The following is a 23,747-nucleotide window of genomic DNA, read 5'->3' as shown; positions in this document are numbered from 1 at the left end:
ACTGGGCGGGTGACGTACTTGGGTGAGGGCTGGGACAGCACCGCCGTCCTGGTCGGCGGCTGGGTCGAACGGCGGCCGCGCAGGCGGGAGATCGGGCCGCAGCTGGTGCGCGAGGCCACCGTGATGCCGTGGCTCGCGCCCCGCCTGCCGTTGCCCGTCCCGGTGCCGCGCATCGTGTCGGCAGACCCGGTGGTGGCGCGGCACGCGTTCGTGCCCGGCGGCGAACTGTCCACGTGGACCGCTCCGATGGGACGGCAGCTGGGGGAGTTCCTGCTCGCCCTGCACGCCGCCCCCGCCGGGGAGGCCGCCAGGCTCGGCGTCACGCCCACGCCGTTGCCGTTGGACCGCTTCCTGGCCGAGGTGCGGGTGCCCGGCGCCGGCGAGCTGCTCGCCCGGCTCGGCGGCCTGCCCGCGGACACGCTCGTCCACGGCGACCTCAACCCCGAGCACGTGCTCGGCCACGACGGCCTGCTGACGGGCGTCATCGACTTCGGCGACCTGCACCTCGGCGACCCGGCGACCGACCTCGCCTGGGCGCTGCACGACACCTCACCGGAGTTCGCGGACGCGCTCGCCGAGGTCTACGGCGTCACGGACGCCCTGTGCGAACGAGCGGCGATCTGGCACGCGCTCACCCCGTGGTACGACGTGCTGCGCGGCAACGACACCGACGACCCCGAGATGGTCCAGATTGGTCTGGCTGGAGTACAGGAACGGTTGCGCCGCTGGGTATCCCCGACCTGACCAGCTCACGCAGTCAGGAGGACGACATGCCCTGGGTTCGCCGCCACCGCCGCAGCGCGCCGTTCAGCTTCTTCCGCAGCACCACCGTCCGCAGCCACTACCGCAGGCCGGCGAACTCGCACTGGATCGTGATCGCCGCGGTGCTCGGCGTGATCCTGCTGCTCGTCGCCATCTTCTGAGGGTAACCTCGCGGGCATGGGACAGTTGGGCGAGTTGTTCCCCGGGCCGAAGGTCCGCCGCGAGGCGACGGACGCGGGCACCGGCGAGGACTACGAGGAGACCGGTCCGCTCGACCTCACGGCGGGCGCGGTGCGGCTGAGGCCGCGCCCGAAGCCCGCCCCGCGCGAGCAGGACGAGGAGCCCGGCGGCAGCGAGTGATCACCGGTATTACGCTGACGCGGTGCTCGCCGCGCTGCTCTGCCTGGTCCCCGCTTCCTTCTTCGTGCTCGGCGTCCTGCGTGACCGGCGCAGGCTGAGCAACGCCATCTGGCTCGGCGTCACCCTGGTGATGCTGCTGCTCCTGCTCGCGAACGTCGGACAGGACAACCCGGCGCTGAGCCTGCCGCTCGCACTCGGGTTCGTGCTGGCCGTCATCGGCCTGCTGCTGCTCCCGCTCGCCCTGCTCGCCAACGGCGTCGTGATGGTGCGCAGGGAAGGGCGGTCGCTGGCCAACCTGCTGTCGTTGCTCGCGGGCACCGCCCTGCTCGGCGAGATGGTGTACTTCTTCTGGGGCATCAGCCAGCCCAGCGACTGGATCCGCGGCAGCGCCATCGGCCTGTTCCTGGTCTCCGCCTACATCGCGTTCCTGTTCGTGAGCCTGCTGCTGTACTCGGTGATCTACGGCCGCACCGGCCGCCGCAGCGGGTTCGACGGCATCATCGTGCTCGGCGCCGGGCTCATCGGCTCCCGCGTGCCCAAGCTGCTCGCCAACCGCCTCGACCGCGCGATGCGCCTCTACCACCGCGAACGCGGCGCCGGTCGCACGCCGGTGATCGTCGTGACGGGAGGGCAGGGCGCCGACGAGGAGGTGTCGGAAGCCTTCGCGATGCGCGAGTACCTCGTGGAACGCGGAATCCCCGCCGACGAGATCGTGCTGGAGGACCAGGCCACCACGACCGACGAGAACCTGCGCTACAGCAAGGCGTTGCTCGCCGACCGCGGCCACAGCGGCCGGATCGTCGCCGTCACGAACAACTACCACGTGTTCCGCACGGCCGTGCTGTCGCGCAACCAGGGCCTGCGCTTGCAGGTCATCGGCGCTCCCACCGCCTGGTACTTCGTGCCCAGCGCGTTCCTGCGCGAGTTCGTGGCGCTGCTCGTGCGCAACCCCCTCGTGCACGGCCTGGCGTGCCTGGTGCTGATGGCGGGAGGGCTCGCCCTGCCCCAGCTCGCCTGAGTTGATACGGGTACCCCCTAGGGGTATGTTCGGTCTCGGCTCCGCATCCCGCAGGAGGACGAGATGGACCACCACGCACCCACGGGCCTCACCCGGCAGGCGATCTCCGCGACCCTGCACTGCCTCACCGGCTGCGCCATCGGCGAGGTGCTGGGCATGGTCATCGGCACCGCGCTCGGCTGGGGCACCCTCGCCACGGTCGTGCTGGCCGTGGCGCTCGCGTTCCTGTTCGGCTACTCGCTGACGATCCGCCCCGTCCTGCGGTCCGGTCTCGCGTTCAAGGCCGCGCTCGGCGTCGCGCTCGCCGCCGACACCGTCTCCATCGCGGTCATGGAGGTCGTCGACAACGCCGTGATGCTGCTCGTGCCCGGCGCGATGGACGCCGGTCTCGGGCAGTGGCTGTTCTGGGCGGCGCTCGCGTTCTCGCTCGCCGTCGCGTTCGTCGTGACGGTGCCGGTGAACCGCTGGATGATCGCGCGCGGCAAGGGACACGCGGTCGTGCACCGGCACCACCACTGAGCGGGGCCGTTCCCGCCCGGCTGAACCGATTCACCGGCGATGAAAGCCGATGACCGGCTGTTGACGTAAAGGTCTGGACCATTTTACGGTTCGGGGCAGTGGCCGCCGCCCTAGCCAGGAGGTCCTTCCCCTTGCGCCTGCTCACCAGAGTGGTCCCGGTGCTAGCTCTGCTCGCCGGGACAGTCATGGCCGTGACCAACGCGCCCACCGCGGCCGCAGCCCACGAGGACTGCAGACCGGACGGGCTCTACAAGACGCCGGGCGTCGAGGTGCCCTACTGCACCACCTACGACACCGCCGGCCGCGAGATGATGGGCGACAAGTCCCGCCGCGTCATCGGGTACTTCACCAGCTGGCGCACCGGCAAGAACGGCCAGCCCGCGTACCTCGCCAAGGACATCCCCTGGGACAAGGTCACGCACCTGAACTACGCGTTCGCCCACATCGACGGCCAGAACAGGATCTCCGTCGGCCCCGGCTCGGCGGACAACCCGTCCACCGGCATGGAATGGCCCGGCGTCCCCGGCGCCGAGACCGACCCGTCCGTGCCCTACAAGGGGCACTTCAACCAGCTCACGAAGTTCAAGAAGCAGCACCCCTCCGTCAAGACGCTGATCTCCGTCGGCGGCTGGGCGGAGACCGGCGGCTACCTCAACCCCGACGGCACCCGCACCGCGTCCGGCGGCTTCTACAAGCTCGGCCAGAACCAGGCCGCGATCGACACGTTCGCCGACTCCGTCGTGGAGTTCGTGCGCCAGTACGGCTTCAACGGCGCCGACATCGACTACGAGTACGCGACCTCCAACAACCACGCCGGAAACCCGGACGACTTCTGGATCTCCAACGCCAACCGCGGCACCCTGTGGGCCGGCTACCAGGCGATCATGAAGACCCTGCGGGAGAAGCTCGACCGCGCCGGTGCCGCCGACGGCAGGCACTACCTCCTCACCGCCGCCGTCCCCGCCTCGGGCTGGCTGCTGCGCGGGCAGGAGACCTACCAGGTGGTCAAGTACCTCGACTACCTCAACATCATGAGCTACGACCTGCACGGCTCGTGGAACCACTTCGTCGGCCCGAACGCCGCCCTCTACGACGACGGCAAGGACGGTGAGCTCGCCGCCGGCGGCGTCTACACCGCACCCCAGTACGAAGGCATGGGCTACCTCAACACCGACTGGGCGTACCACTACTACCGCGGCGCCATGCAGGCCGGACGCATCAACATCGGCGTCCCGTTCTACTCCCGCGGCTGGCAGGGCGTCACCGGTGGCACCAACGGCCTGTGGGGCAAGGCCGCCCTGCCGAACCAGTCGCAGTGCCCGCCCGGCACCGGCTCCGCGGTCGGCTCCACCACCCCGTGCGGCAACGGAGCCTCCGGCATCGACAACCTCTGGCACGACGTCACCGCCGGTGGCGCGGAGGTCCCGTCCGGCGTGAACCCGTTGTGGCACACCAAGAACCTCGAAGCCGGCATCGCGGGCTCCTACGGCGCCCAGTACGGCCTCGACCCGGTCAACGACCCGAGCGACCGCCTCACCGGCACCTACGCCCCGCACTACGACTCGACCCTCAAGTCACCGTGGCTGTGGAACGACCAGAAGAAGGTCTTCCTCTCCACCGAGACCGAGCAGTCCATCGCCGAGAAGGCCAAGTACGTCCGCGACAAGGGCCTCGGCGGCATCATGATCTGGGAGCTCGCCGGCGACTACCGCTTCGACAGCGCCAAGAACGAGTACTTCATCGGCGACACCCTCCTGTCCACCATCCACACCGGCCTGAACGGCGCCGCCCCCTACGGCGACCGGAAAGCCGTGACCCAGCAGTCCCAGGTGCTCGCGATCGACGTCGACGTCCATGGCTTCGCCTTGGGCGACAACAACTACCCGATCACCCCGAAGATCAGGTTCACCAACCGCTCGTCGACCACCGTCCCCGGCGGCACGAAGATCACGTTCGACTACGGCACCAGCGCCCCCGGCAGCATGGCCGACCAGTCGGGCTTCGGCCTGAAGGTCGTGTCGAAGGGCCACACCGGCGCCAACGCGGGCGGCCTGCGCGGCGACTTCCAGAAGGCGGAGCTCACCCTCCCCGCCTGGCAGAGCCTCGCTCCCGGCGCGTCGATCGAGCTGACCGTCAGCTACCAGCTCCCGATCGCCACGCCGTCGAACTTCGTCTTCACCTTCGGCGGCCAGTCCTACGCCATCACCGCCGACTACCCGCGTCTCGGCGCCGGCACCACCCCGACGTCGACCACGACCACCACCACGACCACGACTTCCTCACCGGCGTGCGCGTTGCCGGCGTGGGAGAGCGGCAAGGTCTACAACGGAGGCGACCAGGTGTCGCACCAGAGCCGCAAGTGGCGTGCCCAGTGGTGGACGCAGAACGAGGAACCCGGCACCACCGGTGAGTGGGGCGTCTGGCGCGACCAGGGGCCCTGCTAGTCAGCGATCTGTCAGGCGCGGGTCTTAGGCTGTCCACCGTGACCGCCCAAGACCCGCGTCTGCAGGAGCTCGTCCTGCTCCGCAAGGTCCGCGACAGGATCGACCGCGAGTACCGCGAACCCCTCGACGTCGCGGCACTGGCGCGCGGCGTCCACCTGTCGGCGGGCCATCTCTCCCGGGCCTTCCGCGCCGCCTTCGGCGAGTCCCCGTACAGCTACCTGATGACCCGCCGCATCGAACGCGCCATGACCCTCCTGCGCCGCGGCGACATGACGGTCACCGAAGTCTGCTTCGAGGTCGGCTGCACGTCGCTGGGCACCTTCAGCACCAGGTTTTCCGAACTGGTCGGCATGTCACCCAGCCAGTACCGCAAGGTCGCCGCCGCCGACGGCCAGGGAATCCCGAACTGCCTGGCCAAGGCCGTGATGCGACCGATCAGGAACAAAGAAGCGTCAGCCCGCACCGCAGATTAGGTTCACGCCCATGTCAGTCATCATCGCCGCAGCCTTCCTCCCGACGGACGACCCGGAGAAGTCCCTCGGCTTCTTCCGCGACGCGCTGGGCTTCGAGGTCCGCCAGGACGTCGGCCAGGGCACCATGCGCTGGATCACCGTCGGACCTCCCGAGCAGCCCACGACGAGCGTCGTCCTGCACCCGCCCGCGGTGGACCCCGGGGTCAGCGATGAGGAGCGGCGCACCATCGCCGTCCTCATGGCCAAGGGCGTCTACACCGCTCTGTCGCTCGCTTCGAAGGACCTGCAGGGAACCTTCGAGCGGGCCAGGGACTGGGTCGAGTCGACCGGCTTCGGCGAGGTCCTCCAAGAGCCGGAGGACCAGCCCTGGGGCGTCCGCGACTGCTCGTTCCGCGACCCCGCCGGGAACCTGGTGCGCGTCAACCAGCTTTAGGCGGCGCTCACAGGTCGATGCTCTCGCCGGGGGACAGCAGGGTCTCCTCGACCCCGGTGAGGGTGGTGAGGAACGTGCGCGTCGAGTTCTGGCCGAGGTCGCTGAGCATCAGCTCGTGGATCTGGACCACCCGGCGCGGCTTTACGGCGCGCACGTGCTCGACCGCCTCGCCCAGCTTGGTCCACGGCCCGCTGGTGGGCAGCAGCAGCGTGTCGACTGGGGCGTCGGGGACGAAGTAGGCGTCGCCGGGGTGGAACACCGTCTCGTCGACCAGGTACCCGAGGTTGTCGACGACGGGGATGTCCGGGTGGATGACGGCGTGGTGCTTCCCGTGGACGGTGACGCTGAACCCGTCGACGGAGACGGCGTCACCGGCGTCGAGGCGCCGCACCCTGCCGCCGTGGTCGCCGAGCTTGTCGACAACCGCCTGGGGTCCGAACACGCGCAGGTCGCGGTCCTCGTCGAGAGCGGCCGCGAGCAGGGCGTCGTCGAAGTGGTCGAAGTGCTCGTGGGTGATCAGCACGGCCGAGGCGCCGCGGACGGCGTCTTTCGCGTCGGGGGTGAACGTGCCGGGGTCCAGCACGATCCTCGATCCCTCCTTCTCCAGCGCGACGCAGGCGTGGGCGAACTTGGTCAGCTTCATGTGGGTCCGTTCCTCGCGGGGATGTACAGCAAAAGTGTACAGCTTTGCTGTATTGATGGGCGACGCCCCGGCCTGCGTCCGGTGGGGGCGCGGTGTCTGGCCGGGGCGGTACAGTCCGGCCTGTGAGTGACCAGGAGCGCCTGGCGGAGCGGCTGCGGACGTCCATCGGCAGGTTCGTGCGCGCGACCCGCCTGCACGCCGACACCCTGCCGCCGCCCCTGGCCGAGTCGCTGGGGCTGCTCGACCGCGAGGGCGACGCCTCGACCGCGACCCTCGCCCAGCGTCGCGGCGTGCGCCACCAGAGCCAGAGCCGCACGGTGAAGGACCTGGAGGCGCTGGGCTACGTCGAGCGGCGGGACGACCCGCACGACCGCCGCGGGTTCCTGCTCACCCTCACCGCGCAGGGCCGTGCCGCCCTCGACCGGGACCGCGAAGCCAGGAGCGACTGGGTCGCCCAAGCCGTGGAAGCGGTCCTGAAGCCCGACGAACGGGCCCAGCTCGGCGTCCTGCCGGAGCTGCTGGACCGGCTGTCCGACTACGACGGTGGGCCGTCCCGCGCCAGGTGATCACCTTCCGGCGGCGGGCGAAAACCGCAGGAAGGTACCGTGACCGGGTGCAAGAGCCCGTGTGGAACGAATGGCGGCGACCCGGTCCGACTGCCACGCAACGCAAGCGTGACATCGGCATCGCCGTCCTCGTGCTGCTGTGCGCGGTCGAGAGCACCGTGCTGATCAACAGCATGGGGGCCGTCGTCTACAACCCGCCGCCCGAGCTCCTCGAGCAGCTCGCCTGGGTGTTCGCCCTGTCGGTGCCGCTCGTGGTGCGCCGCCGGTACCCCGTGCCGGTCATGGTCGTGGTGTCCGTGCTGTTCATCCTCGCGCAGGTGCAGCGCATCGGCGACAACTTCGTACCGTCGGCGATCCTGTTCATGGCCATCTACACCGTCGGCGCGTGGGAGCGGAACCGCTTCCTGGCGCGGTGGTCGCGCATCGGCGTGATCATCGCCATGTTCCTGTGGCTCGGGTTCAACCTCGTGCGCGCGCTGATCGGCCCGCCGGGCGAGTTCGAGAACGCCGCGGGGCCGATGGACCCCATGCTGGCCTCCGTCCTGTATGGACTCGAGTTCAACATCTTCTTCTTCGTCTTCGCCTATCTCATGGGCGAGATGGCCTGGACGGCGGCCCGGCGGCAGACGCAGCTCGAGTTCCAGGCCGAGGAGCTGCGGCGTTCGCAGGAGCGGAACACGCGCGGCGCGATCGCGGCCGAACGCATGCGCATCGCCCGCGACCTCCACGACGTCGTGGCGCACCACGTGTCGGTGATGGGCATCCAGGCCAGTGCGGCGCGCCGGGTCCTCGACTCCGACGCCGAGATGGCCAGGGACGCGTTGCAGACCGTGGAGAAGACCGCCCGGACGGCGATCAGCGAGCTGCGCGGCCTGCTCGGTGTGCTGCGGGCCGACGCCGAGACCGACTCGAAGGCGGCCCCCGGCCTGGACGACGTCCCGGAGTTGCTCGACAACGCGCGTGCGGCGGGCCTTGAGGTCTCGCACGGCGTGTACGGCGACCCACGGGAAGTGCCGTCCGCGGTGGCGTTGTCCGCGTATCGGGTTGTGCAGGAAGCGCTGACGAACGTCGTCAAGCACGCCAACGCGCGCCATGTCGACGTGCGGATGCGTTTCCTGGAAAGCGCACTGGAAGTAGAAGTCGCCGACGACGGACGCGGCCTCTCGACGTCCGGTGAGTCGGGATTCGGGCTTGTCGGCATGCGCGAACGTTTGGCCGTGCACGGCGGTTCGCTGGAGGCGGGTCCCCGGCGCAGTGCGGGCTATCTCGTCCGTGCATCGCTTCCCACGGAGGAGAAGGCGTGAGTTTGCGAGTCGTGCTGGCCGACGACCAGGACCTGGTCCGCGCCGGCTTCCGGGTCATCCTCGGCACGGAACCGGGCATCGAGGTCGTCGGCGAGGCCGGTGACGGAGCAGAAGCCGTCGAGCTGGTGACGTCGCTGCGCCCGGACGTCGTGCTGATGGACGTCCAGATGCCGCGCATGGACGGCCTCGAAGCCACCCGCCGCATCCTGTCCGAGGACCACGGCACCCGCGTCGTCATCCTCACGACGTTCGACCGCGAGGACTACCTGTTCGAGGCGCTGCAAGCGGGTGCGAGCGGCTTTCTGCTGAAGAACGCCTCACCGGAGGACCTCGTCGAGTCCGTCCGGGTGGTCGCCCGCGGCGACGCCCTGCTCTCCCCGGAGGTGACCCGCCGGGTGATCGCGCGGTTCACGGGCAAGCAGGAGCGAACGCGGCCACCCGAGCTCACCGACCGCGAGTTCGAGGTGCTCGTGGAACTGGCGAAGGGCGCGTCGAACGCGGAGATCGCCGCCGCGCTGTTCCTCGGGGAGACGACGGTGAAGACGCACGTCTCGCGCGTGCTGGCGAAGCTCGGGCTCCGCGACCGCACCCACGCCGTCGTGTTCGCCTACGAGCAGGGGATCGTCACGCCAGGAGGCTGACCCGTACGCAAACTGACGTATGCGGGATCAGAGCGTGAGCGGACGATGTGCGCGCTCGTGGACGCGAGAGTGAGACGCGACACCACGAGAGAAGGAGCGCATCGCGATGACTACCACCCGCAAGCTCGGCGGCCGTGCCCGCAAAACCGTTCTGCTCGTGCACATCCTCTCGGCGGCGGCGTGGTTCGGCATCGACCTCGCGCTGGGCATCCTGGTCGTCGTGGCACTGTCCACTGAGGACGCCGGGACGGCGGGGGTGGCGATCCAGGCCGTCGACCTGTTCGCGATCACGCCGATGCTGGGCGCCGCCGTCGTCTGCATGGTCTCCGGCGCGGTCCTCGGCGTGACCAGCAAGTACGGGCTCGTGAAGCACTGGTGGGTCGCGACCAAGCTGGTCCTGAACGTCGGCATGGCGCTGGCGATCGTGTTCGCGCTGCGTCCGGCCGTGGCCGAGGCGGCGCGGATCGGCGAGCGCCTGGCGGCGGGCGACCCCACCGCGGTGCTGCCGCCCAACCTGCTCGGCCCGGTGATCGCCGCACCGACGCTGCTGCTGCTCGCGTTCTTCCTCTCGGTGTTCAAGCCGTGGGGCCGGGTCCGCAGGCCGGCGCAGCCCGGTGAAGGACGCCGCCGCGCCCTGGTCGGAGCTGCCTGAACCGCGCGGGATTCCACACGCTTCTCCCAAAGCACTGTCCGTAACCCCCCGCCCGTTCGCAACTCTCTTTCGTGTTTCCCGCCGGGTACGCGGGGGCGCTACGTCCCATCCAGTCGAACGCGGGGGCCCCGCGTCCTATAGCCACGTCACGCGGAGGCGTTGGTTAACGCTGATGGATGGCACACGGGTGGGTGTGGGGGCGGGCGAAGGCGGACGGGGCCTCCGGCGTGGCGCTCAGAGTTGCTGGGTCAGGTTCACCGGGTTCCCGTCGGGGTCGAAGACGTGCGCCACCCGCTGTCCCCAGGGCATGTCGTTGGACGGCCCCGCCACCCGGCCACCGGCGGGTCCGACCAGAGGCAGCAGGGAGTCGACGTCCTCGACGCCGACGCTCAGCACGATCCGGGGAGCCGCGGAGGAGTCGACCTCCTTCGCGACGAGACCGAACGACGAGTCCCCGATCCGCAGCGTCTTGAGGAACACCGGCCCGCTGGCCGGGTACCTGGAGACCTCCACCGCCCCCAGAACTTGCTCGTAGAACGCCTGCGCGCGGGCCACATCAGGCGTGATGACGATCGGCTGGACACTCATCGAAGCTCCTCCACGTCGAACTGGTCCACCTACCTACGAGGCGAACCGGAAGAACTCATCGGCGACCCGAACAGCGGCAGCAACGTCGCGACGTCCAGGAACGTCGTGGTACCGGTCACGACCCCGTCCCGCACGTCCAGGAACACCAGCCCGAACGGGTCGGCCATCCCCGGCCGCATCTGCCAGTAGGCAGGTGAACCGTTGGCCGCCACCGGCACCAGCCACGCGCCGGCACAGGCGGCGGAGGGGGAGCGGAGGGCGGCGGAGATGGCGTCGCGGCCGCGCAGCCACCACGAGTGGGGCGGCATCGACATCGTCGCGTCCTCGTGCAGCAGGGCGACGAGGGTGTCCACGTCGTGGCGTTCGAACGCCTCGCAGTAGCGGGTGAGCAGGGCCTGCTGGGCCGGGTCGGGGCGGAGGGGTTCGCCGGGGTCCGCCACCTGGAGGGTCGCACGGGCGCGCTGGAGGGCGCTGTTCACCGACGCCACCGAGACCGACAGCAGCGCGGCGACCTCGGAAGCCTGCCAGGCCAGCACGTCGCGGAGGATCAGCACCGCCCGCTGGCGCGGCGGCAGGAGCTGGAGTGCGGCGACGAACGCCAGCCGGACGGTCTCGCGCAGGACGGCCTGGTCCTCGGGGAGCACGAGGGCGTCGGGCACCGGCTGGACGAAGGCGCGTTCGGGCAGGGGAGCGCCGATCTCACCGCCGGACGGGCCCAGGTCCACGGCCAGCGCCCGGCGCTGAGGGCTGCGGAGCATGTCGATGCAGATGGTGGTGGCCAGGCGGTAGAGCCACGTGCGCAGTGACGCGCGGGAGGCGTCGTAGGTCTTCCAGGCGCGCACGAAGGTCTCCTGCACGGCGTCCTCGGCTTCGAAGCCGGAGCCGAGCATCCGGTAGCAGTAGCCGGTCAGCTCCACCCGGAACGGTTCCAGCTCCTCGGTCACGCGCACGACAGTACGCGGACCGATCAGTTCGCGACGGTCGCTTCGTACAACCGGGCATGATGGATGAGATTCGAGCGGAACGCACCGAGCAGGCCGAGATCCTCGCGTCGCTCGGCGAAGAGCAGTGGAACGCGCCCAGCCTGTGTGCGGGGTGGACGGTCAAGCACGTCATCGCGCACACGACGTTGCCCTATCGGGTGAAGACGGCGAAGGTCGTGCTGGAGACGCTGAAGTCGGGCGGGCGGTTCAACCACGCGTCCGACCGGATGGCGCGCAGGGACGCCGCGGCACTGTCCACGGGAGAGCTGGTGGACGTCCTCCTGGCGAACGCCGGGAATCCGTGGACGCCGCCCGGCGGGGGCCAGGCGGGGGCGTTGTCGCACGACGTCATCCACGGGCTCGACATCACGGTCGCTCTCGGGATCGACCGGCGGGTGCCGCTGGAGCGGGTGAAAATCGTGCTCGACGGTGTTACTCCGCGCACACTCCGGTACTTCCGGGCTGATCTCGCGCACGTCCGGCTGGAAGCCACGGACCTCGACTGGACGTTCGGCGAGGGCGAACCGCTGCGGGGGCCGGCGCAGGACCTGCTGCTGCTGGTGTGCGGGCGCCGGCCACCGCGGGAGAGCCTCAGCTGAGGGCGGAGCGGACCTCGGCCGTCGCCTCGATCGTCGCGGTCAGGAAGCGGGCCACGACCTGGCGTTCCTCGGCGGTCATGCCGCTCCACGCGGCCGCGTAGCCGCGGGCCAGCGGCTCGAAGAACGTCGCCGCGAGGGCGCGTGCCTCGGTGAGGACGCGCAGCTCCACGCGGCGGCGGTCGCCGGGGTCGCGTTCGCGGACCACGTGGCCCGCGCGTTCGAGGCGGTCCAGCACGGACGTGGTGGCGGAGGCGCTCAGGTTCAGCGCCTTCGCCAGCGTGCCGGGTGTCATCGCCGATGTCATGATCAGGTTTAACGCGGTCATGTCGGTGGGGTGCAGTGAGTGCGCGGCGCTGAAGATCTCGAGGAACCTGTTCGACTCCAGGACCAGCCCGCGCAGCAGCATGCTCAGGTCGTAGTCATCGGTTGCGTCGCTCACGGCACCAGCTTACAGTTCGTTCATCGAAATGTTCGGCGATCGAAGGAATAACTGATGAGAGTCCTGGCCGGGGTTCTGCTCGTCGTCTGGCTGGCCCTGGGTGGCTTCACCGGGCCGTACGCGGGCAAGCTGTCGCAGGTCGCGGAGAACGACAGCAGCGCGTTCCTGCCCAACTCGGCGGAGTCGACGCAGGTCGCCGAGCTGCAGAAGAAGTTCCAGCGGGACAACGCGATCCCGGCGATCATCGTCGCCGAGCGGGAGAGCGGGATCACCGAGGACGACAAGAAGTACCTGACCGACGAGGTCGCCGGGCTGGAGGCGTCGCCGGTCATCCCCGCGCCGAAGGACGGGCAGGCCGCGCAGGTCGTGGTGCTGATCGACCCGTCGAAGGACATCAAGGAGTCGGTCACCGAGATCCGCGACGGCTTCGAGGACGGGCCGGAGGGCCTGACGGTGCTGGTCACCGGGCCCGCGGCGCAGGTCGCCGACCTGTCGGAGGCGTTCGGCGGGATCGACGGGCTGCTGCTCGTCGTCGCTGCCGCGGTGGTCGCGGTGATCCTGCTCATCGTCTACCGCAGTCCGCTGCTGCCGATCGTCGTGCTCCTGTCCGCGGTGTTCGCGCTCGGCGTCGCCAGCTTCGCCGTGTACCTGCTGGCGGACAACGACGTGCTGGCGCTCAACGGCCAAAGTCAGGGCATCCTCTTCATCCTCGTGTTCGGCGCGGCGACGGACTACGCCTTGTTGCTCGTATCGCGGTTCCGGGAGGAACTGCGTGACACCGACGACAAGTTCGCCGCCATCCGCACGGCCTGGCGCGGCACGATCGAACCGATCGCCGCGTCCGCGGGCACCGTCATCCTCGGCCTGCTGTGCCTGCTGTTCAGCGACCTCGACTCGAACCGGGGCCTCGGCCCGGTCGCGGCCATCGGCATCGCCGCCGCGCTCATCACCACCATGACGTTCCTGCCTGCGGTGCTGTCGCTGCTCGGCCGCGGCGCGTTCTGGCCGTTCGCGCCCAAGCTCGGCTCTCCGCACCCGGAGACCACCGGCCTGTGGGGCCGCATCGCGAACTTCGTGCGCCGCAAGCCCCGCGCGATCTGGATCGTCACCACGCTCGTGCTGCTCGTCGGCGCCGCGTTCCTGCCGCAGCTCAAGGCGTCCGGCACCGCGCAGTCCGACGTGTTCCTCACCGACGTCCAGTCCGTCGCGGGCCAGGAGGTGCTGTCGCGGCACTTCCCGGGCGGCAGCGGCGCGCCCACCTACATCATCGCCGAGGAGGGCAAGACCGCGGAGCTGCTCGAGAAGGCCGAGGTGGACGGTGTGGCCACCGTCCGGCCCGCCGGCACCGCGGAGGGCCTCGTCAGCATCGAGGCCACGCTGCAGGACGCGCCCGACTCCGACGCCGCGGTGGCGACGGTCGAACGCATCCGCGAGGCCGTCAAGGGCATCGGTGACGCCAAGGTCGGTGGCCAGACGGCGACCCTGCTCGACACCAGGACGACGTCCGAGCACGACAGGGCGCTGATCATCCCGATCGTGCTGGTGGTGATCTTCCTGGTGCTGGCCCTGCTGCTGCGGTCGCTGCTCGCGCCGTTGCTGCTGATCGCGACGGTCGTGCTGTCCTTCGCGGCCACGATGGGCGTGTCGGCGCTGGTGTTCAACCACATCTTCGAGTTCCCCGGCGCGGACCCGGTGGTGCCGTTGTTCGGCTTCGTGTTCCTCGTCGCACTGGGCATCGACTACAACATCTTCCTGATGACCAGGGTGAGGGAAGAGGCGCACAAGCTCGGCACGGTCGACGGCACCATCCGCGGCCTCAGCGTCACCGGCGGTGTGATCACGTCGGCGGGTGTGGTGCTGGCGGCGACGTTCGCGGCGCTCGCGGTGCTGCCGATCCTGTTCCTCGCCCAGCTCGCGTTCATCGTCGCCTTCGGCGTCCTGCTGGACACGCTGCTGGTGCGGTCGTTGCTCGTGCCGGCGCTGTCGGTCGACATCGGCGGCAAGATCTGGTGGCCCTCGAAGCTCATGAAGGTCACTGGCCAGAAGAGCTGACCCGGGCCAGGATCACCCGCATGACCCCCACGGCCCGTCAGCTCAACCGCGCCACCCTCGCCAGGCAGATGCTGCTGCGGCGGGAGCCGGTCGGTCCGCCGGCGGCCGTGGACCGGGTCGTCGCGCTCCAGGCGCAGGAGCCCGCGTCGCCGTACATCGCGCTGTGGAACAGGATCGCCGGGTTCGACCCGGCGGTCCTGGACCGCGCGTTCACGGACGGGGCGCTCCGCAAGGCGTCGCTGATGCGGATCACCCTGCACGCCGTCACCGCCGCCGACCACGAGGTGTTCCACCACGCGATGCTGCCCGTGCTGCGCGCGTCACGCCTGTACGACAAGCGTTTCAAGGGCATGGACATCACGATCGAGCAGGCCGACGCACTGCTCGCGCACGTCCTGGAGTTCGCCTCCGAACCGCGGCAGAAGGCCGAGATCGAGCAACTGCTGCACGGCCACGCCGGTGACGTCGGCCAGCCCGGCGTCTGGTGGGCGCTGCGGACCTACGGCGGTCTCGTCCACGCCCCGACCGGCGGGCCGTGGTCGTTCGGGCTGAGGCCCGCCTACCGAGCTGTCACGAGCGAGCCGCGCGAACAGAAGGCGGCGCTCGCCGAGCTGCTGCGCCGCTACCTCACGGGGTTCGGCCCGGCGACGGTCCCCGACATGAACCAGTTCACGATGGCCCCGCGCGGCGCCATCCGCGAAGCGCTGGAGCTGCTCGACCTCAGGAGGGACGGCGACCTCCTCGACGTTCCACACGGGACGGTCCCCGACGAGGACACCCCGGCACCGCCACGGCTGATGGCCATGTGGGACAGCACGTTGCTCGCCTACGCCGACCGCAGCCGGATGATCCCCGAGCAGTACCGGAAGGCCGTCATCCGCACCAACGGCGACACGCTGCCGACGTTGCTGGTCGACGGGTACGTGGCGGGCGTGTGGCGCCCGGCGGAGGGAGGCGGCATCGAGCTGACCGCGTTCCACGCCCTCACCGACGACCAGTGGGCCGGTCTCGGCGAGGAGGCGGTCGCGCTGCGCAAGCTCCTCGCCGACCGGGACCCGCAGGTCTACCGGCGCTACTTCCGCTGGTGGAACAGCCTTCCGGCCCACGAGGTCCGGGTCGTGTGAGGACTCAGGCCGGTTCGCCGAACCAGCGGGCGAGGTGGTCGTCGAGGTCGTCCTGGTGTTCCCCGGCCCACGCGACGTACCCGTCCGGGCGCAGCAGCAAAGCGGGAACGTCCAGCGCCGCTTGAGAGTCCGCGACCAGGCCGACCCGGTCGCCCCAGCCGCCGACGGCCAACCGGCCGGTCCGGTCGAGCACCAGGCCGCGACCGTCGCGCAGGTGGTCGTAGAGGGTGCCGGTGCGCAGCTCCACGTCGCGCAGGCGGCGGCCGAGCAGGTCGTGCCCCCGGCCGAGGTCGTAGTGGACGTCGAGCGCGGTGATCTTCTCGATGAGCAGGCGGTTGGCGTCGTTCAGGTCCATCAGCTCGGTGAACAACGCCCGCAGGGCCCGCGCACCCGGCTCGGGCGAGCTCAGCAGCACCTGGGCGCGGGTGTTCTCCAGGACGGACGCGGCGACCGGGTGGCGTTCGGAGTGGTAGGTGTCGAGGAGACCCTCCGGTGCCCGGCCGCGGACCTGCGCGGCCAGCTTCCAGCCCAGGTTGACCGCGTCCTGCACGCCCAGGTTCAGGCCCTGGCCGCCCGCGGGCGGATGGATGTGCGCCGCGTCGCCCGCGAGCAGGACCCGGCCGGTCCGGTAGCGCTCGGCCAGCCGGGTGGCGTCGCCGAAGCGGGACAGCCAGCGCGGCGAGTGGGCGCCGAAGTCGGTGCCGGCGACGGCGCGCAGCTCGCGCCGGAAGTCCTCCAGCGTGGGCGTGCGGTCCTCGCTGACGGCCGAACAGCGGACCACGACGCGGTACCGGCCGTCACCCGACGGCCCGATCTGCAAGCCTTCGCCGGCATGCGCGGTGACTTCTTCCTGTGGCACACCGAGTTCCAGCTCACCCATCAGCGTGTCGTGCCGGGAGGGCTCGCCGGGGAAGCCGACGCCGAGCAGCTTGCGGACCGTGCTGCGGGCGCCGTCGCAGCCGACGAGGTAGCGCGTCCGCAGCCGTTCTCCGCCGGCCAGCTCGACGGTCACGCCGTCTTCGTCCTGCTCCAGTCCGACGAGCGCACGGCCGCGCAGCACCTCGGCGCCCAAAGCGATCGCGTGGTCTTCGAGGATCCGGTTGACGACGGGCTGGGGGATGCCCAGCAGGTAGTCGTGAGCGGAGTCGAGGCCCGTGGGCGTGGGCTTCGGGATGCCGGCGAAGCTGCCGCCGGCCGGGCGTCGCCTGCCGTTGCCGAGGAGACGGTCCAGCAGCCCGCGCATCGCCATCAGCTCCAGGCTGCGGGCGTGCAGGCTCACGATCCGCACGTACGACGACGTGGGCTCGGGGTCCTGCTCCAGCACCAGCACCCGCACGTCGTGCAGCCGGAGCTCGGCCGCCAGCATCGCGCCGGTCGGCCCGCACCCGGCGATGATCACGTCGGTCATCGGCCACCCGTCTTCGTGAGGCCGGTGATTCTGCGAGCACGCCCTGAACGGACGCAAGCCGATTTCGGCCGATCCGGTCCTGAGTCGAACAGGTGTTCCCTAGAGTGTGCGGATGCACTCGTACGCCTACGTCGCCGGCTCCCGGCTCGACGAGACGCGGCGCGCCCTGGGGCTGCAGACCTCCGGCGGCCGGGCGCCGAACCCGCGCTTCTTCACCGGGTTCCTCGCCGACTCCCAGCGGTCGGCGGCGGCGTTGCTGGCCGTCGCCAAGGTCGCCGGGACCCGTTACTTCCAGCCCACCACCGAACGGCTGCGCGACCCGGTCGTCACGTGCAACGGCGACAGGCTGCGCTTCGAGTCGTTCTCGGGCTGCTGCGGCGTCTACGCCCGGCTCGACGTCCTCAGTGGAGCGCTCGACGGCGAGGTGCACGACCGCGGCACGACCAACGTCGACGTCAACGAACCGCTCCGGCGAGCCCTCGCGAGGGTGACGAAGGGCGACCCGCTGCACCTCACCGTCGGGCCGGACCAGGTCGAGGTCGGCACGCTCGACGGCGCGGTCGTCGAGAAGAAGGTGCCGCTGCCGCCGCGCTGGCTGCGCGGGTTCGCCGAGACGCAGGTGCTCACCTCGCGGTTCGACCTCAGGGCCGAGCTGTCGCCGTCCGACGCGCAGCGGTTCCTCCGCACCCTGCCCAAGGGTCGGGCCGCGGTGTGGGCGGTGCCGTCCGGGAAGTCGTTGCGGCTCAGCGGAACCGCGTCCGCCAACGCCGTGTGCCTGGCCGGGCCGAACCGGCTGGAGACGCTGCTCCCGCTGCTGCGCTTCGCGAAGGCCGTCCGGGTCTACGGCCCGCCGTCCGGCGGCAGGCCCGTCGCGAGCGGCTGGGAGGTCGACCTCGGCGCGCAACGGCTCACGCTCGTGCTGTCGCCGGAGGTGAACCGCGGCCTGTCCGGGGAGGGCGCCGTCCTCGACGGGCTGGCCGCAGGGGACGCCGACACCGACGCCGAGCTGGTCGGCGCCCTGCTCGACTTCGAGCCGCGCGTGGACGTCGCCGACCTCGCCGGCCGGTCCGGTCTCACCGCCGCCAGGGTCAGGGACGCGCTGGCCCAGCTCGGCACGGCCGGACGCGTGGGCTACGACTTGGCGGAGGCGTCGTACTTCCACCGCGAGCTGCCCTACGACGGCGCGGACGTGCAGGCGATGAACCCCAGGCTGCGCAACGCGAAGGCGCTCGCCGAGCAGAACGCCGTGAGCTGGGACGGTGACACGGCGGTCGTCGGCGAGTACCGGGTGGACGGCGACGCCTGCACCTGCCAGTGGTGGGCCGAGTACCGGGGCGGTCGCGGCAAGTGCAAGCACGTGCTGGCGGCGGACATGGTGAGGGGACGCGCGTGAGCTTCGACCGGATCGAGAAGCTGATCACGGCCAACCGGGTGGCCGAGCTCGGAGAGCTGCTGATGGACCTCACTCCCGAGGAACGCAAGCAGCACGCGAAAGACCTCGTGGCGTTCGAGAAGCGGCACCGGGCGGGCGAGCGGAGCTGGGAGCACGGGGAGACGCTCGCACTCGCGGGCGCCGGGCTCCTGCCGAACGCCTCGACGCTCACCCCGTGGCTGGTCCGCCACCGGTTCTCGTGGTGGCGGAACAGGACGGAGACCGACCCCGTCGACCTCCTGGTCGAGGTGCTGCGGCACCGGGAGCTCGCCTGGCTGCCCGACCTGGTGACGAGGGTCGCCGCCCGGATGCCCGCGCGCATCGCCTCGCGCCAGGACCTGCTGGCGGTCGTGCTGGAGTTCTGCGGGGAGGACCCTCCTGACTCGGACGAGTTCCTGCTGCACCTGCTGCGGTTCGGCGGCCACGCGCGGTGGCGGCCGGGTTTCGACGTGCTGATCCCCCGCCTGCTGGAGGTGACCGGGGCAGGATCGGCCTTCGTGGACGGGCGTGGCTGGCGGGCGCTGCTGCTGGAGAGAGCCGACCGTCAGGTGCTCCTCGACGGTGTCCTCTCACGGCTCCAGCAGGGCGGTGCCGCGCGGGAGATGGACGGGTTCCTCGCACTGCACGAGGAGCTCCAGGTCACCGTCGACGAGACGGCGCGGCACGTGCGGGACTACGTCGCGATGCTGCCGGGCTCCCGGTCGACCGTCGCCACGCTCGCCCAGAGCCGGCTCAGGCTGCTCGACGAGGCGGGCAGGCTCGACCTCGGCCTGCTGTGCGAGGCGAGCAGGCAGGTGTTCGGCCGCGGCGAGAAGAAGCTCATCCGCACCCAGCTGACGTGGCTCGGCGTGCACGCGAAGGCCGCTCCGGACGAGGTCGTCCTGGCCGCCGCGGAGCTGTTCTCGCACGAGTCGGACGACCTGCGCGGCCAGGCGGTCAAGCTGGTGGCCAAGCACCTCGCGAAGACCACCGGGGACACCAGGGCGGAACTGCTGGTGTTTGCCGAACAGCTGCCCGCCGACCTCGCCGGACAGCTCGGTGTGGTCACGGTTCCCGAGGAGACCGCCACGCTCGCGCCGCTCGCGCCGAGTCCGTGGCCGGAACCGATCGCCACGCTCGACGAACTGACGCGCGAGGCCCTCGCCCTGTTCGCGCACACCGGCAGAGGGCACTCCGACCCCGTCGCCGTCGAGCGAGTCGTCGAAGCGCTCGTCCGGTTCGCCTGGCAGGACAGGGAAGCGCTCATCGAGGCGCTGCGGCGGGTCCGCGGGAAGAACTCGTGGATCTTCGAGCTCGACCTGTTCGAGCTGCACCCCGACCACGTCCGCCGCACCGTGCTCACCGAGCTGATGGCGGTCCTGAGCGCGGCCTCGAAGCCGCCAGCGCCCCTCGGCCCGCTGTCCTCGGAGGTCGCCTCCGTCAGGGCCTGGCGCAAGCAGCTCCGGCGCGCGAACAACGGCCCGGTCGCGGAACTGCTGGCGGAACGCCTGCGCGAGATCACGCGGGCACTCGCCCACGGGCCCCTGCCCGCGCTGGTCTCGGCGCCCACCGAGAGGTCGGGGCTGCTCGACCCGGCGACCCTGCGCGAGCGGCTCGCCAAGGCGGAGGCGCAAGGCCGGCAACCCCGGCGGCGGGACCTGGAGCAGGCGTCGCGCCGCCTGCCACCCGGCACGACCGCCGCGGAGTTCGCCGGGCTGCCCGGCAAGGCGGCGGCCTGGCTGCGCCGCCTGCTGGAGGACCGGACCGAGCCCGAGGTCACGGTCGAGGAGCTGCTCCAGCGTCGCCCCCGGTACTGGGGGAGCGCCGAGGAGACCGTCGAGACCTGCCTGCTCGCGGTCGTCCGCCCCGGGCTGGAGCACCCCCAGCGGCGTCTGCGCGAGTACGGCGAGTGGGGCCCGATGATCGAGTGGTGGCCGTCCGCGCTACCGACCCGGCGCGAGGTGGTCGCCGCCCACCTCGTCCCGCACCTCCGCGCCCGCACGCGGTCCAAGGGCGGTGACGGCCCGCTGCTGCCGATGCTCGCGGAGGCGCACGGCCCCGCCGGACCGGCCCTGCACCTGGCCCTCTGCTACGGCCTCGGCGCCGAGCTGACCGTCAACCGGGCCCACGCCGTGGACGCGGCGCTCGTCCTCGCGTCCAGGGGACAGCTGGACGGCGCGGTGCTCGGCGACCTCCTCCGCCGGTTGCTCGGCCGCGGCGACCTGGCGATGAACCGGGTCGTGCCGGGCCTGCGCGACACGGCCCGCTCCGGTGCGGCCCGCCAGGTGTGGGACGCCGTGGCGGCGGCGCTGCCCGGGCTGTGGTCGCACAACCGGGTCGCGGACCTGGTCGAGCTGGCCGTCGAGCTGGCCCAGCTGCTCAGGCCCGGCGGCGAGGTCGGCGGGCTCGCCGACGTCGCCGCGCGCAAGGGGACCAGCAAGGCCGTGGTGCAGGCGAAGAGGCTGGTGACCGCCCTCAGCTAGCGAAGACGGGGTAGTGGTCGGACAGGTCGTTGTAGGTGTACTTGCGCCCCCACGACGTGATCGACCACTCCGGACTCTTCACGCGCCTGGTCTCGTTGCGCAGCAACGGTCCCTGGATCGTCAGCACGTAGTCGAGGTGCTCCGAGGCGTACTGCGGCCCGTACTGGTCGCGGCAGACGCTGTTGTCGGCGCAGTCCCACGAGAACGGGTGCCCGCCGATCTCCGGCGTGGCCGCGCCCAGCTCGGCCAGCATGCGCGGGAACTCGGCGCTCGCCTTCACCACGTTCAGGTCACCCGCCACGTAGACGGGTTCGTTCGACGGGATCGCGCGTGCCGTCAGGAAAGCCTTGATCTCGGCGCGTTGTTTCGCCCGGTAGCCGGACGGTGCGCTGGGGCAGGCCGAGTCCTCCGCCTGCGCATGGGTGCCGATCACGTGCATCGGACCGTTCGGCGTCTCGATCCGCACGTACGCGAAACCCTTGGCGGAGAACCAGTCCGCGCCGCACGCGTCGCGGTGGATGTGCTGGACGCGCGTGGTGATCGGCCATCGGCTGAGCACCGCGACACCGCCGTCCTCCGGCGTCGTCGAGCTGTAGGCGCCGGACGTGACGTCCCAGCCCGCTTTGCTCCGGCCCAGCACGGGCGTCTGGTGCGGGTAGGTGTCACGCAGGTTCGCGAGCAGCCGGTCGGAGGCGGCGTTGTCGAACGCCTCCTGCAGCACCACGACGTCCTGGCCCGCCAGCACACCGGTGCTGTCGACCAGGTCGGCGCGCTGGAGCTGGCCCCAGTTCGGGTAGAGGTTCCGCGACAGCATGAACACGTTGTAGCTGGCGATCTTCACCGGGACCGCGGCCACCGCGGGCGCTGCGGAGAGCGTCAGCAGGGCGGCGGCGACGAGCGTGAACAGACGCATGACACCCGATCCTGACGGACGTGAAAGTTCTTCACAACCGGGCCGACTGGGTGGTATCGATCAAGACCGCAGCAGGGCCTTGACCTCGTCGACCGGCGTGCGGCCGAGCGCGGAGCCGACCCCGCACGCCACGGCGCCCGCCTCCAGCCACGCCGGGACGTCCGCCGGTTCAACGCCACCGGTCGGCACGAGCGGGGCGTGCGGCAGCACCGCCAGCACGTCCCGCACCCACCGCGGCGTCGGCGCCGGGAACACCTTCACCGCGTCGGCCCCGGCTTCGAGCGCCTGCACGACCTCCGAGACGGTGCCCGCGCCCGGCAGCACGGCGGCGCCGTACCGGTGTTCCGCGCGGATCACCGAGACGTTCAGGTTGGGCGCCACCAGGAACCGGGCTCCGGCGCGGACGGCGGCCACCGCGGAGACCTCGTCCAGCACGGACCCCGCGCCGATCACCGCCTCCGGGTAGTCCGTGCTCAGCTGCCGGATCGCGTCGAGTGCGCCGGGGTTGGTGGGGGCAGCTCCAGTGCTCTGAGTCCCGCGTCCAGCAGCGGCACGGAGGCTCGGAGCGCGGAGGCGGCGTCGGCGGTGCGGATGATCCCGATGACGCCCTGCCGCACGACCGCGCCGGTGATCTCGTAGCGGAAGCTCACCCCGGCCAGCCTAGGCGGGCGGGGGACCGCTCACCTGCCAGCGGCTGCCAGTGCATGTCAGCGCACGTCAGCGAGGTGTGCGTCCGGTGCCAGCCGCCAGGGCCAGCGTGGTCCCCAGCAGATCGACGAGATCACCACAGGGGAGCACTCCACATGCACGTCACGATCATCGGTGCCGGACTCGGCGGGCTCGCGCTCGCCCGCGTGCTGCACGTCCACGGCATCCCGTCCACCGTCTTCGAGGCCGAGGAGTCGCCGGTCGCACGGGCACAGGGCGGCATGCTCGACATCCACGACTACAACGGGCAGCTCGCCATCGAGGCGGCCGGGCTGACCGACGAGTTCCGCGCACTCGTCATCGAGGGGCGCGAAGCGTTGCGCGTGCTCGACAGCGACGGCGCGGTCCTGTTCGACAAGCCCGACGACGGCACCGGCGGCCGCCCCGAAGTCCAGCGCGCCGACCTGCGCCGGATGCTGCTCGGCTCGCTCCCGGGCGGCACCGTGCGGTGGGGCCGCAAGGTCACGCACGCCGAGGGGCGCAGGGTGACGTTCGCCGACGGCACCGCGGTCGAGGCGGAGGTGCTCGTCGGCGCGGACGGCGCGTGGTCGCGGGTGCGGCCGGTGCTCACCGACGCCCGGCCCGAGTACACCGGCATGGCGTTCGTCGAGACCTACCTGCACCACGCGGACACCCGGCACCCGGAGGCCGCGCGGGTCGTCGGCGGCGGCATGATGATCGCTCCCGGTAAGGGGGTCAGCATCTTCGCGCACCGCGAGGCAGGCGACACGCTGCACGCCTACATCGAGCTCAGCAGGCCGCTCGACTGGTTCGACGAGGTCGACGTCACCGACCCCCACCGCGTCGCGCGCGAGTTCGAGGGCTGGGCGCCGCGGCTGACCGCGCTGATCACCGAGACCGACACGGTGCCGGTGCTGCGCCCCCACCACGCGCTGCCGGCCGGGCTGCGCTGGGACCGGGTGCCCGGCGTGACCCTGGTCGGCGACGCCGCGCACCTCACCGCCCCCAACGGCGAGGGCGCCAACCTCGCCCTGCTCGACGGAGCCGAGCTCGCCGCGGCCCTCGCCCGCCACGACGACGTCGAACGGGCGCTGGCCGAGTACGAGGAGGCCATGTTCCCGCGTGCCGTGCTGGCCACCGAGGGCTCCGACGAGATGATGAAGAGCATGTTCGGCGAGGACGGCGCTCCGCAGAAGCTGCTCGACGTCATCACCGGCGGGTGATGACGAGAGAACAACCGCGACAAACCTTCTCCGCGACCTC

The 23,747-nt window shown here is 71.1% G+C and carries 26 protein-coding genes; 18 read left to right on the top strand and 8 right to left on the bottom strand.

Features of this window, described 5'->3' with window-relative positions; all coding sequences use genetic code 11:
• Positions 1-9: 9 nt before the first annotated feature.
• The 8 genes from BLT23_RS08395 to BLT23_RS08365 all read left to right on the top strand — a co-directional run bounded on the left by BLT23_RS08395 (position 10) and on the right by BLT23_RS08365 (position 6,009).
• Positions 10-744, top strand: a complete 735-nt coding sequence (locus BLT23_RS08395; RefSeq protein ID WP_090047263.1) for an aminoglycoside phosphotransferase family protein — start codon at positions 10-12, stop codon at positions 742-744.
• Positions 745-770: 26 nt separating this feature from the next.
• Positions 771-923, top strand: coding sequence for a hypothetical protein (locus tag BLT23_RS40605; RefSeq protein WP_176946654.1), 153 nt, complete (start codon positions 771-773; stop codon positions 921-923).
• Between the two features lie 16 nt (positions 924-939).
• Positions 940-1,122: a hypothetical protein gene (locus tag BLT23_RS40600; protein ID WP_090047262.1), complete on the top strand. Its 183-nt coding sequence runs from the start codon at positions 940-942 to the stop codon at positions 1,120-1,122.
• 22 nt (positions 1,123-1,144) lie between these two features.
• Positions 1,145-2,140, top strand: a complete 996-nt coding sequence (locus BLT23_RS08385; RefSeq protein WP_090047260.1) for a YdcF family protein — start codon at positions 1,145-1,147, stop codon at positions 2,138-2,140.
• Between the two features lie 63 nt (positions 2,141-2,203).
• Positions 2,204-2,659, top strand: coding sequence for a DUF4396 domain-containing protein (locus BLT23_RS08380; RefSeq protein WP_090047258.1), 456 nt, complete (start codon positions 2,204-2,206; stop codon positions 2,657-2,659).
• Positions 2,660-2,844: 185 nt separating this feature from the next.
• Positions 2,845-5,103: a glycosyl hydrolase family 18 protein gene (locus BLT23_RS08375; RefSeq protein ID WP_090047256.1), complete on the top strand. Its 2,259-nt coding sequence runs from the start codon at positions 2,845-2,847 to the stop codon at positions 5,101-5,103.
• A 38-nt stretch (positions 5,104-5,141) separates the two neighbouring features.
• Complete coding sequence (locus BLT23_RS08370) at positions 5,142-5,576, top strand: helix-turn-helix transcriptional regulator (protein ID WP_425434361.1); 435 nt, start codon at positions 5,142-5,144, stop codon at positions 5,574-5,576.
• Between the two features lie 10 nt (positions 5,577-5,586).
• Positions 5,587-6,009 carry a VOC family protein gene (locus tag BLT23_RS08365; RefSeq protein WP_090047254.1) on the top strand — a complete coding sequence of 141 codons (423 nt, stop codon included), beginning with the start codon at positions 5,587-5,589 and terminating at the stop codon, positions 6,007-6,009.
• Between the two features lie 7 nt (positions 6,010-6,016).
• Here the strand turns inward: BLT23_RS08365 and BLT23_RS08360 are convergent, their stop codons facing one another.
• Positions 6,017-6,652 (bottom strand): MBL fold metallo-hydrolase, encoded by a 636-nt coding sequence (locus BLT23_RS08360; RefSeq protein ID WP_090047252.1) that lies wholly within the window; start codon positions 6,650-6,652, stop codon positions 6,017-6,019.
• Between the two features lie 122 nt (positions 6,653-6,774).
• Between BLT23_RS08360 and BLT23_RS08355 the strand changes: the two genes are divergently transcribed.
• The 4 genes from BLT23_RS08355 (at position 6,775) to BLT23_RS08340 (ending at position 9,815) form a co-directional block, all read left to right on the top strand.
• Positions 6,775-7,218 (top strand): MarR family winged helix-turn-helix transcriptional regulator, encoded by a 444-nt coding sequence (locus tag BLT23_RS08355; RefSeq protein WP_090047249.1) that lies wholly within the window; start codon positions 6,775-6,777, stop codon positions 7,216-7,218.
• A gap of 47 nt (positions 7,219-7,265) precedes the next feature.
• Complete coding sequence (locus tag BLT23_RS08350; protein WP_245743828.1) at positions 7,266-8,522, top strand: sensor histidine kinase; 1,257 nt, start codon at positions 7,266-7,268, stop codon at positions 8,520-8,522.
• Complete coding sequence (locus BLT23_RS08345; protein ID WP_176946653.1) at positions 8,519-9,163, top strand: response regulator transcription factor; 645 nt, start codon at positions 8,519-8,521, stop codon at positions 9,161-9,163. The genes BLT23_RS08350 and BLT23_RS08345 overlap by 4 nt, the downstream gene beginning before the upstream one ends.
• A gap of 106 nt (positions 9,164-9,269) precedes the next feature.
• A complete protein-coding gene (locus BLT23_RS08340; protein ID WP_090047246.1) occupies positions 9,270-9,815 on the top strand; it encodes a hypothetical protein in 546 nt (181 codons plus the stop codon).
• Positions 9,816-10,049: 234 nt separating this feature from the next.
• On the opposite strand, the gene BLT23_RS08335 is transcribed toward BLT23_RS08340, so the two are convergent.
• Both BLT23_RS08335 and BLT23_RS08330 read right to left on the bottom strand, forming a co-directional pair.
• A complete protein-coding gene (locus BLT23_RS08335; RefSeq protein WP_090047244.1) occupies positions 10,050-10,403 on the bottom strand; it encodes a VOC family protein in 354 nt (117 codons plus the stop codon).
• Positions 10,404-10,432: 29 nt separating this feature from the next.
• Positions 10,433-11,347 (bottom strand): RNA polymerase subunit sigma-70, encoded by a 915-nt coding sequence (locus BLT23_RS08330; RefSeq protein WP_090047808.1) that lies wholly within the window; start codon positions 11,345-11,347, stop codon positions 10,433-10,435.
• 59 nt (positions 11,348-11,406) lie between these two features.
• Here BLT23_RS08330 and BLT23_RS08325 point away from each other — a divergent pair, with 59 nt between their 5' ends.
• Positions 11,407-11,985, top strand: a complete 579-nt coding sequence (locus BLT23_RS08325) for a maleylpyruvate isomerase family mycothiol-dependent enzyme (RefSeq protein WP_090047806.1) — start codon at positions 11,407-11,409, stop codon at positions 11,983-11,985.
• Here the strand turns inward: BLT23_RS08325 and BLT23_RS08320 are convergent.
• Positions 11,978-12,424: a MarR family winged helix-turn-helix transcriptional regulator gene (locus BLT23_RS08320; RefSeq protein WP_342713650.1), complete on the bottom strand. Its 447-nt coding sequence runs from the start codon at positions 12,422-12,424 to the stop codon at positions 11,978-11,980. The two genes, BLT23_RS08325 and BLT23_RS08320, sit on opposite strands and share 8 nt — an antisense overlap.
• 54 nt (positions 12,425-12,478) lie before the next feature.
• Between BLT23_RS08320 and BLT23_RS08315 the strand changes: the two genes are divergently transcribed.
• Complete coding sequence (locus BLT23_RS08315; RefSeq protein ID WP_090047242.1) at positions 12,479-14,476, top strand: MMPL family transporter; 1,998 nt, start codon at positions 12,479-12,481, stop codon at positions 14,474-14,476.
• Between the two features lie 20 nt (positions 14,477-14,496).
• A complete protein-coding gene (locus BLT23_RS08310; RefSeq protein WP_090047240.1) occupies positions 14,497-15,600 on the top strand; it encodes a winged helix DNA-binding domain-containing protein in 1,104 nt (367 codons plus the stop codon).
• Between the two features lie 4 nt (positions 15,601-15,604).
• On the opposite strand, the gene BLT23_RS08305 is transcribed toward BLT23_RS08310, so the two are convergent.
• Positions 15,605-17,008: an FAD-dependent monooxygenase gene (locus BLT23_RS08305; protein WP_090047238.1), complete on the bottom strand. Its 1,404-nt coding sequence runs from the start codon at positions 17,006-17,008 to the stop codon at positions 15,605-15,607.
• A gap of 112 nt (positions 17,009-17,120) precedes the next feature.
• On the opposite strand from BLT23_RS08305, the gene BLT23_RS08300 reads away from it, so the two are divergent.
• Together BLT23_RS08300 and BLT23_RS08295 are read left to right on the top strand one after the other, a co-directional pair.
• A complete protein-coding gene (locus tag BLT23_RS08300) occupies positions 17,121-18,401 on the top strand; it encodes an SWIM zinc finger family protein (protein WP_090047236.1) in 1,281 nt (426 codons plus the stop codon).
• Positions 18,398-20,902 carry a DUF6493 family protein gene (locus tag BLT23_RS08295; protein ID WP_090047235.1) on the top strand — a complete coding sequence of 835 codons (2,505 nt, stop codon included), beginning with the start codon at positions 18,398-18,400 and terminating at the stop codon, positions 20,900-20,902. The genes BLT23_RS08300 and BLT23_RS08295 overlap by 4 nt, the downstream gene beginning before the upstream one ends.
• On the opposite strand, the gene sph is transcribed toward BLT23_RS08295, so the two are convergent.
• Genes sph through BLT23_RS41565 form a run of 3 tightly spaced genes read right to left on the bottom strand, consistent with a single transcriptional unit; the run spans position 20,895 to position 22,465 of the window.
• Positions 20,895-21,815, bottom strand: coding sequence for a sphingomyelin phosphodiesterase (gene sph, locus BLT23_RS08290; RefSeq protein WP_090047233.1), 921 nt, complete (start codon positions 21,813-21,815; stop codon positions 20,895-20,897). The two genes, BLT23_RS08295 and sph, sit on opposite strands and share 8 nt — an antisense overlap.
• A gap of 60 nt (positions 21,816-21,875) precedes the next feature.
• A complete protein-coding gene (locus tag BLT23_RS08285) occupies positions 21,876-22,292 on the bottom strand; it encodes a bifunctional 4-hydroxy-2-oxoglutarate aldolase/2-dehydro-3-deoxy-phosphogluconate aldolase (RefSeq protein WP_245743859.1) in 417 nt (138 codons plus the stop codon).
• A complete protein-coding gene (locus BLT23_RS41565) occupies positions 22,289-22,465 on the bottom strand; it encodes a hypothetical protein (RefSeq protein ID WP_245743827.1) in 177 nt (58 codons plus the stop codon). The genes BLT23_RS08285 and BLT23_RS41565 overlap by 4 nt, the downstream gene beginning before the upstream one ends.
• Positions 22,466-22,618: 153 nt before the next feature.
• Here BLT23_RS41565 and BLT23_RS08280 point away from each other — a divergent pair, with 153 nt between their 5' ends.
• Positions 22,619-23,707 (top strand): FAD-dependent oxidoreductase, encoded by a 1,089-nt coding sequence (locus BLT23_RS08280; protein WP_090047231.1) that lies wholly within the window; start codon positions 22,619-22,621, stop codon positions 23,705-23,707.
• Positions 23,708-23,747 lie beyond the last annotated feature (40 nt).

Origin of the sequence: Lentzea fradiae (assembly GCF_900100955.1) — a bacterium.
GTDB classification, from domain to species: Bacteria; Actinomycetota; Actinomycetes; order Mycobacteriales; family Pseudonocardiaceae; genus Lentzea; species Lentzea fradiae.
The sequence above is the reverse complement of the archived record's forward strand: the minus strand, read 5'-3'. Positions and strand labels throughout refer to the sequence as shown.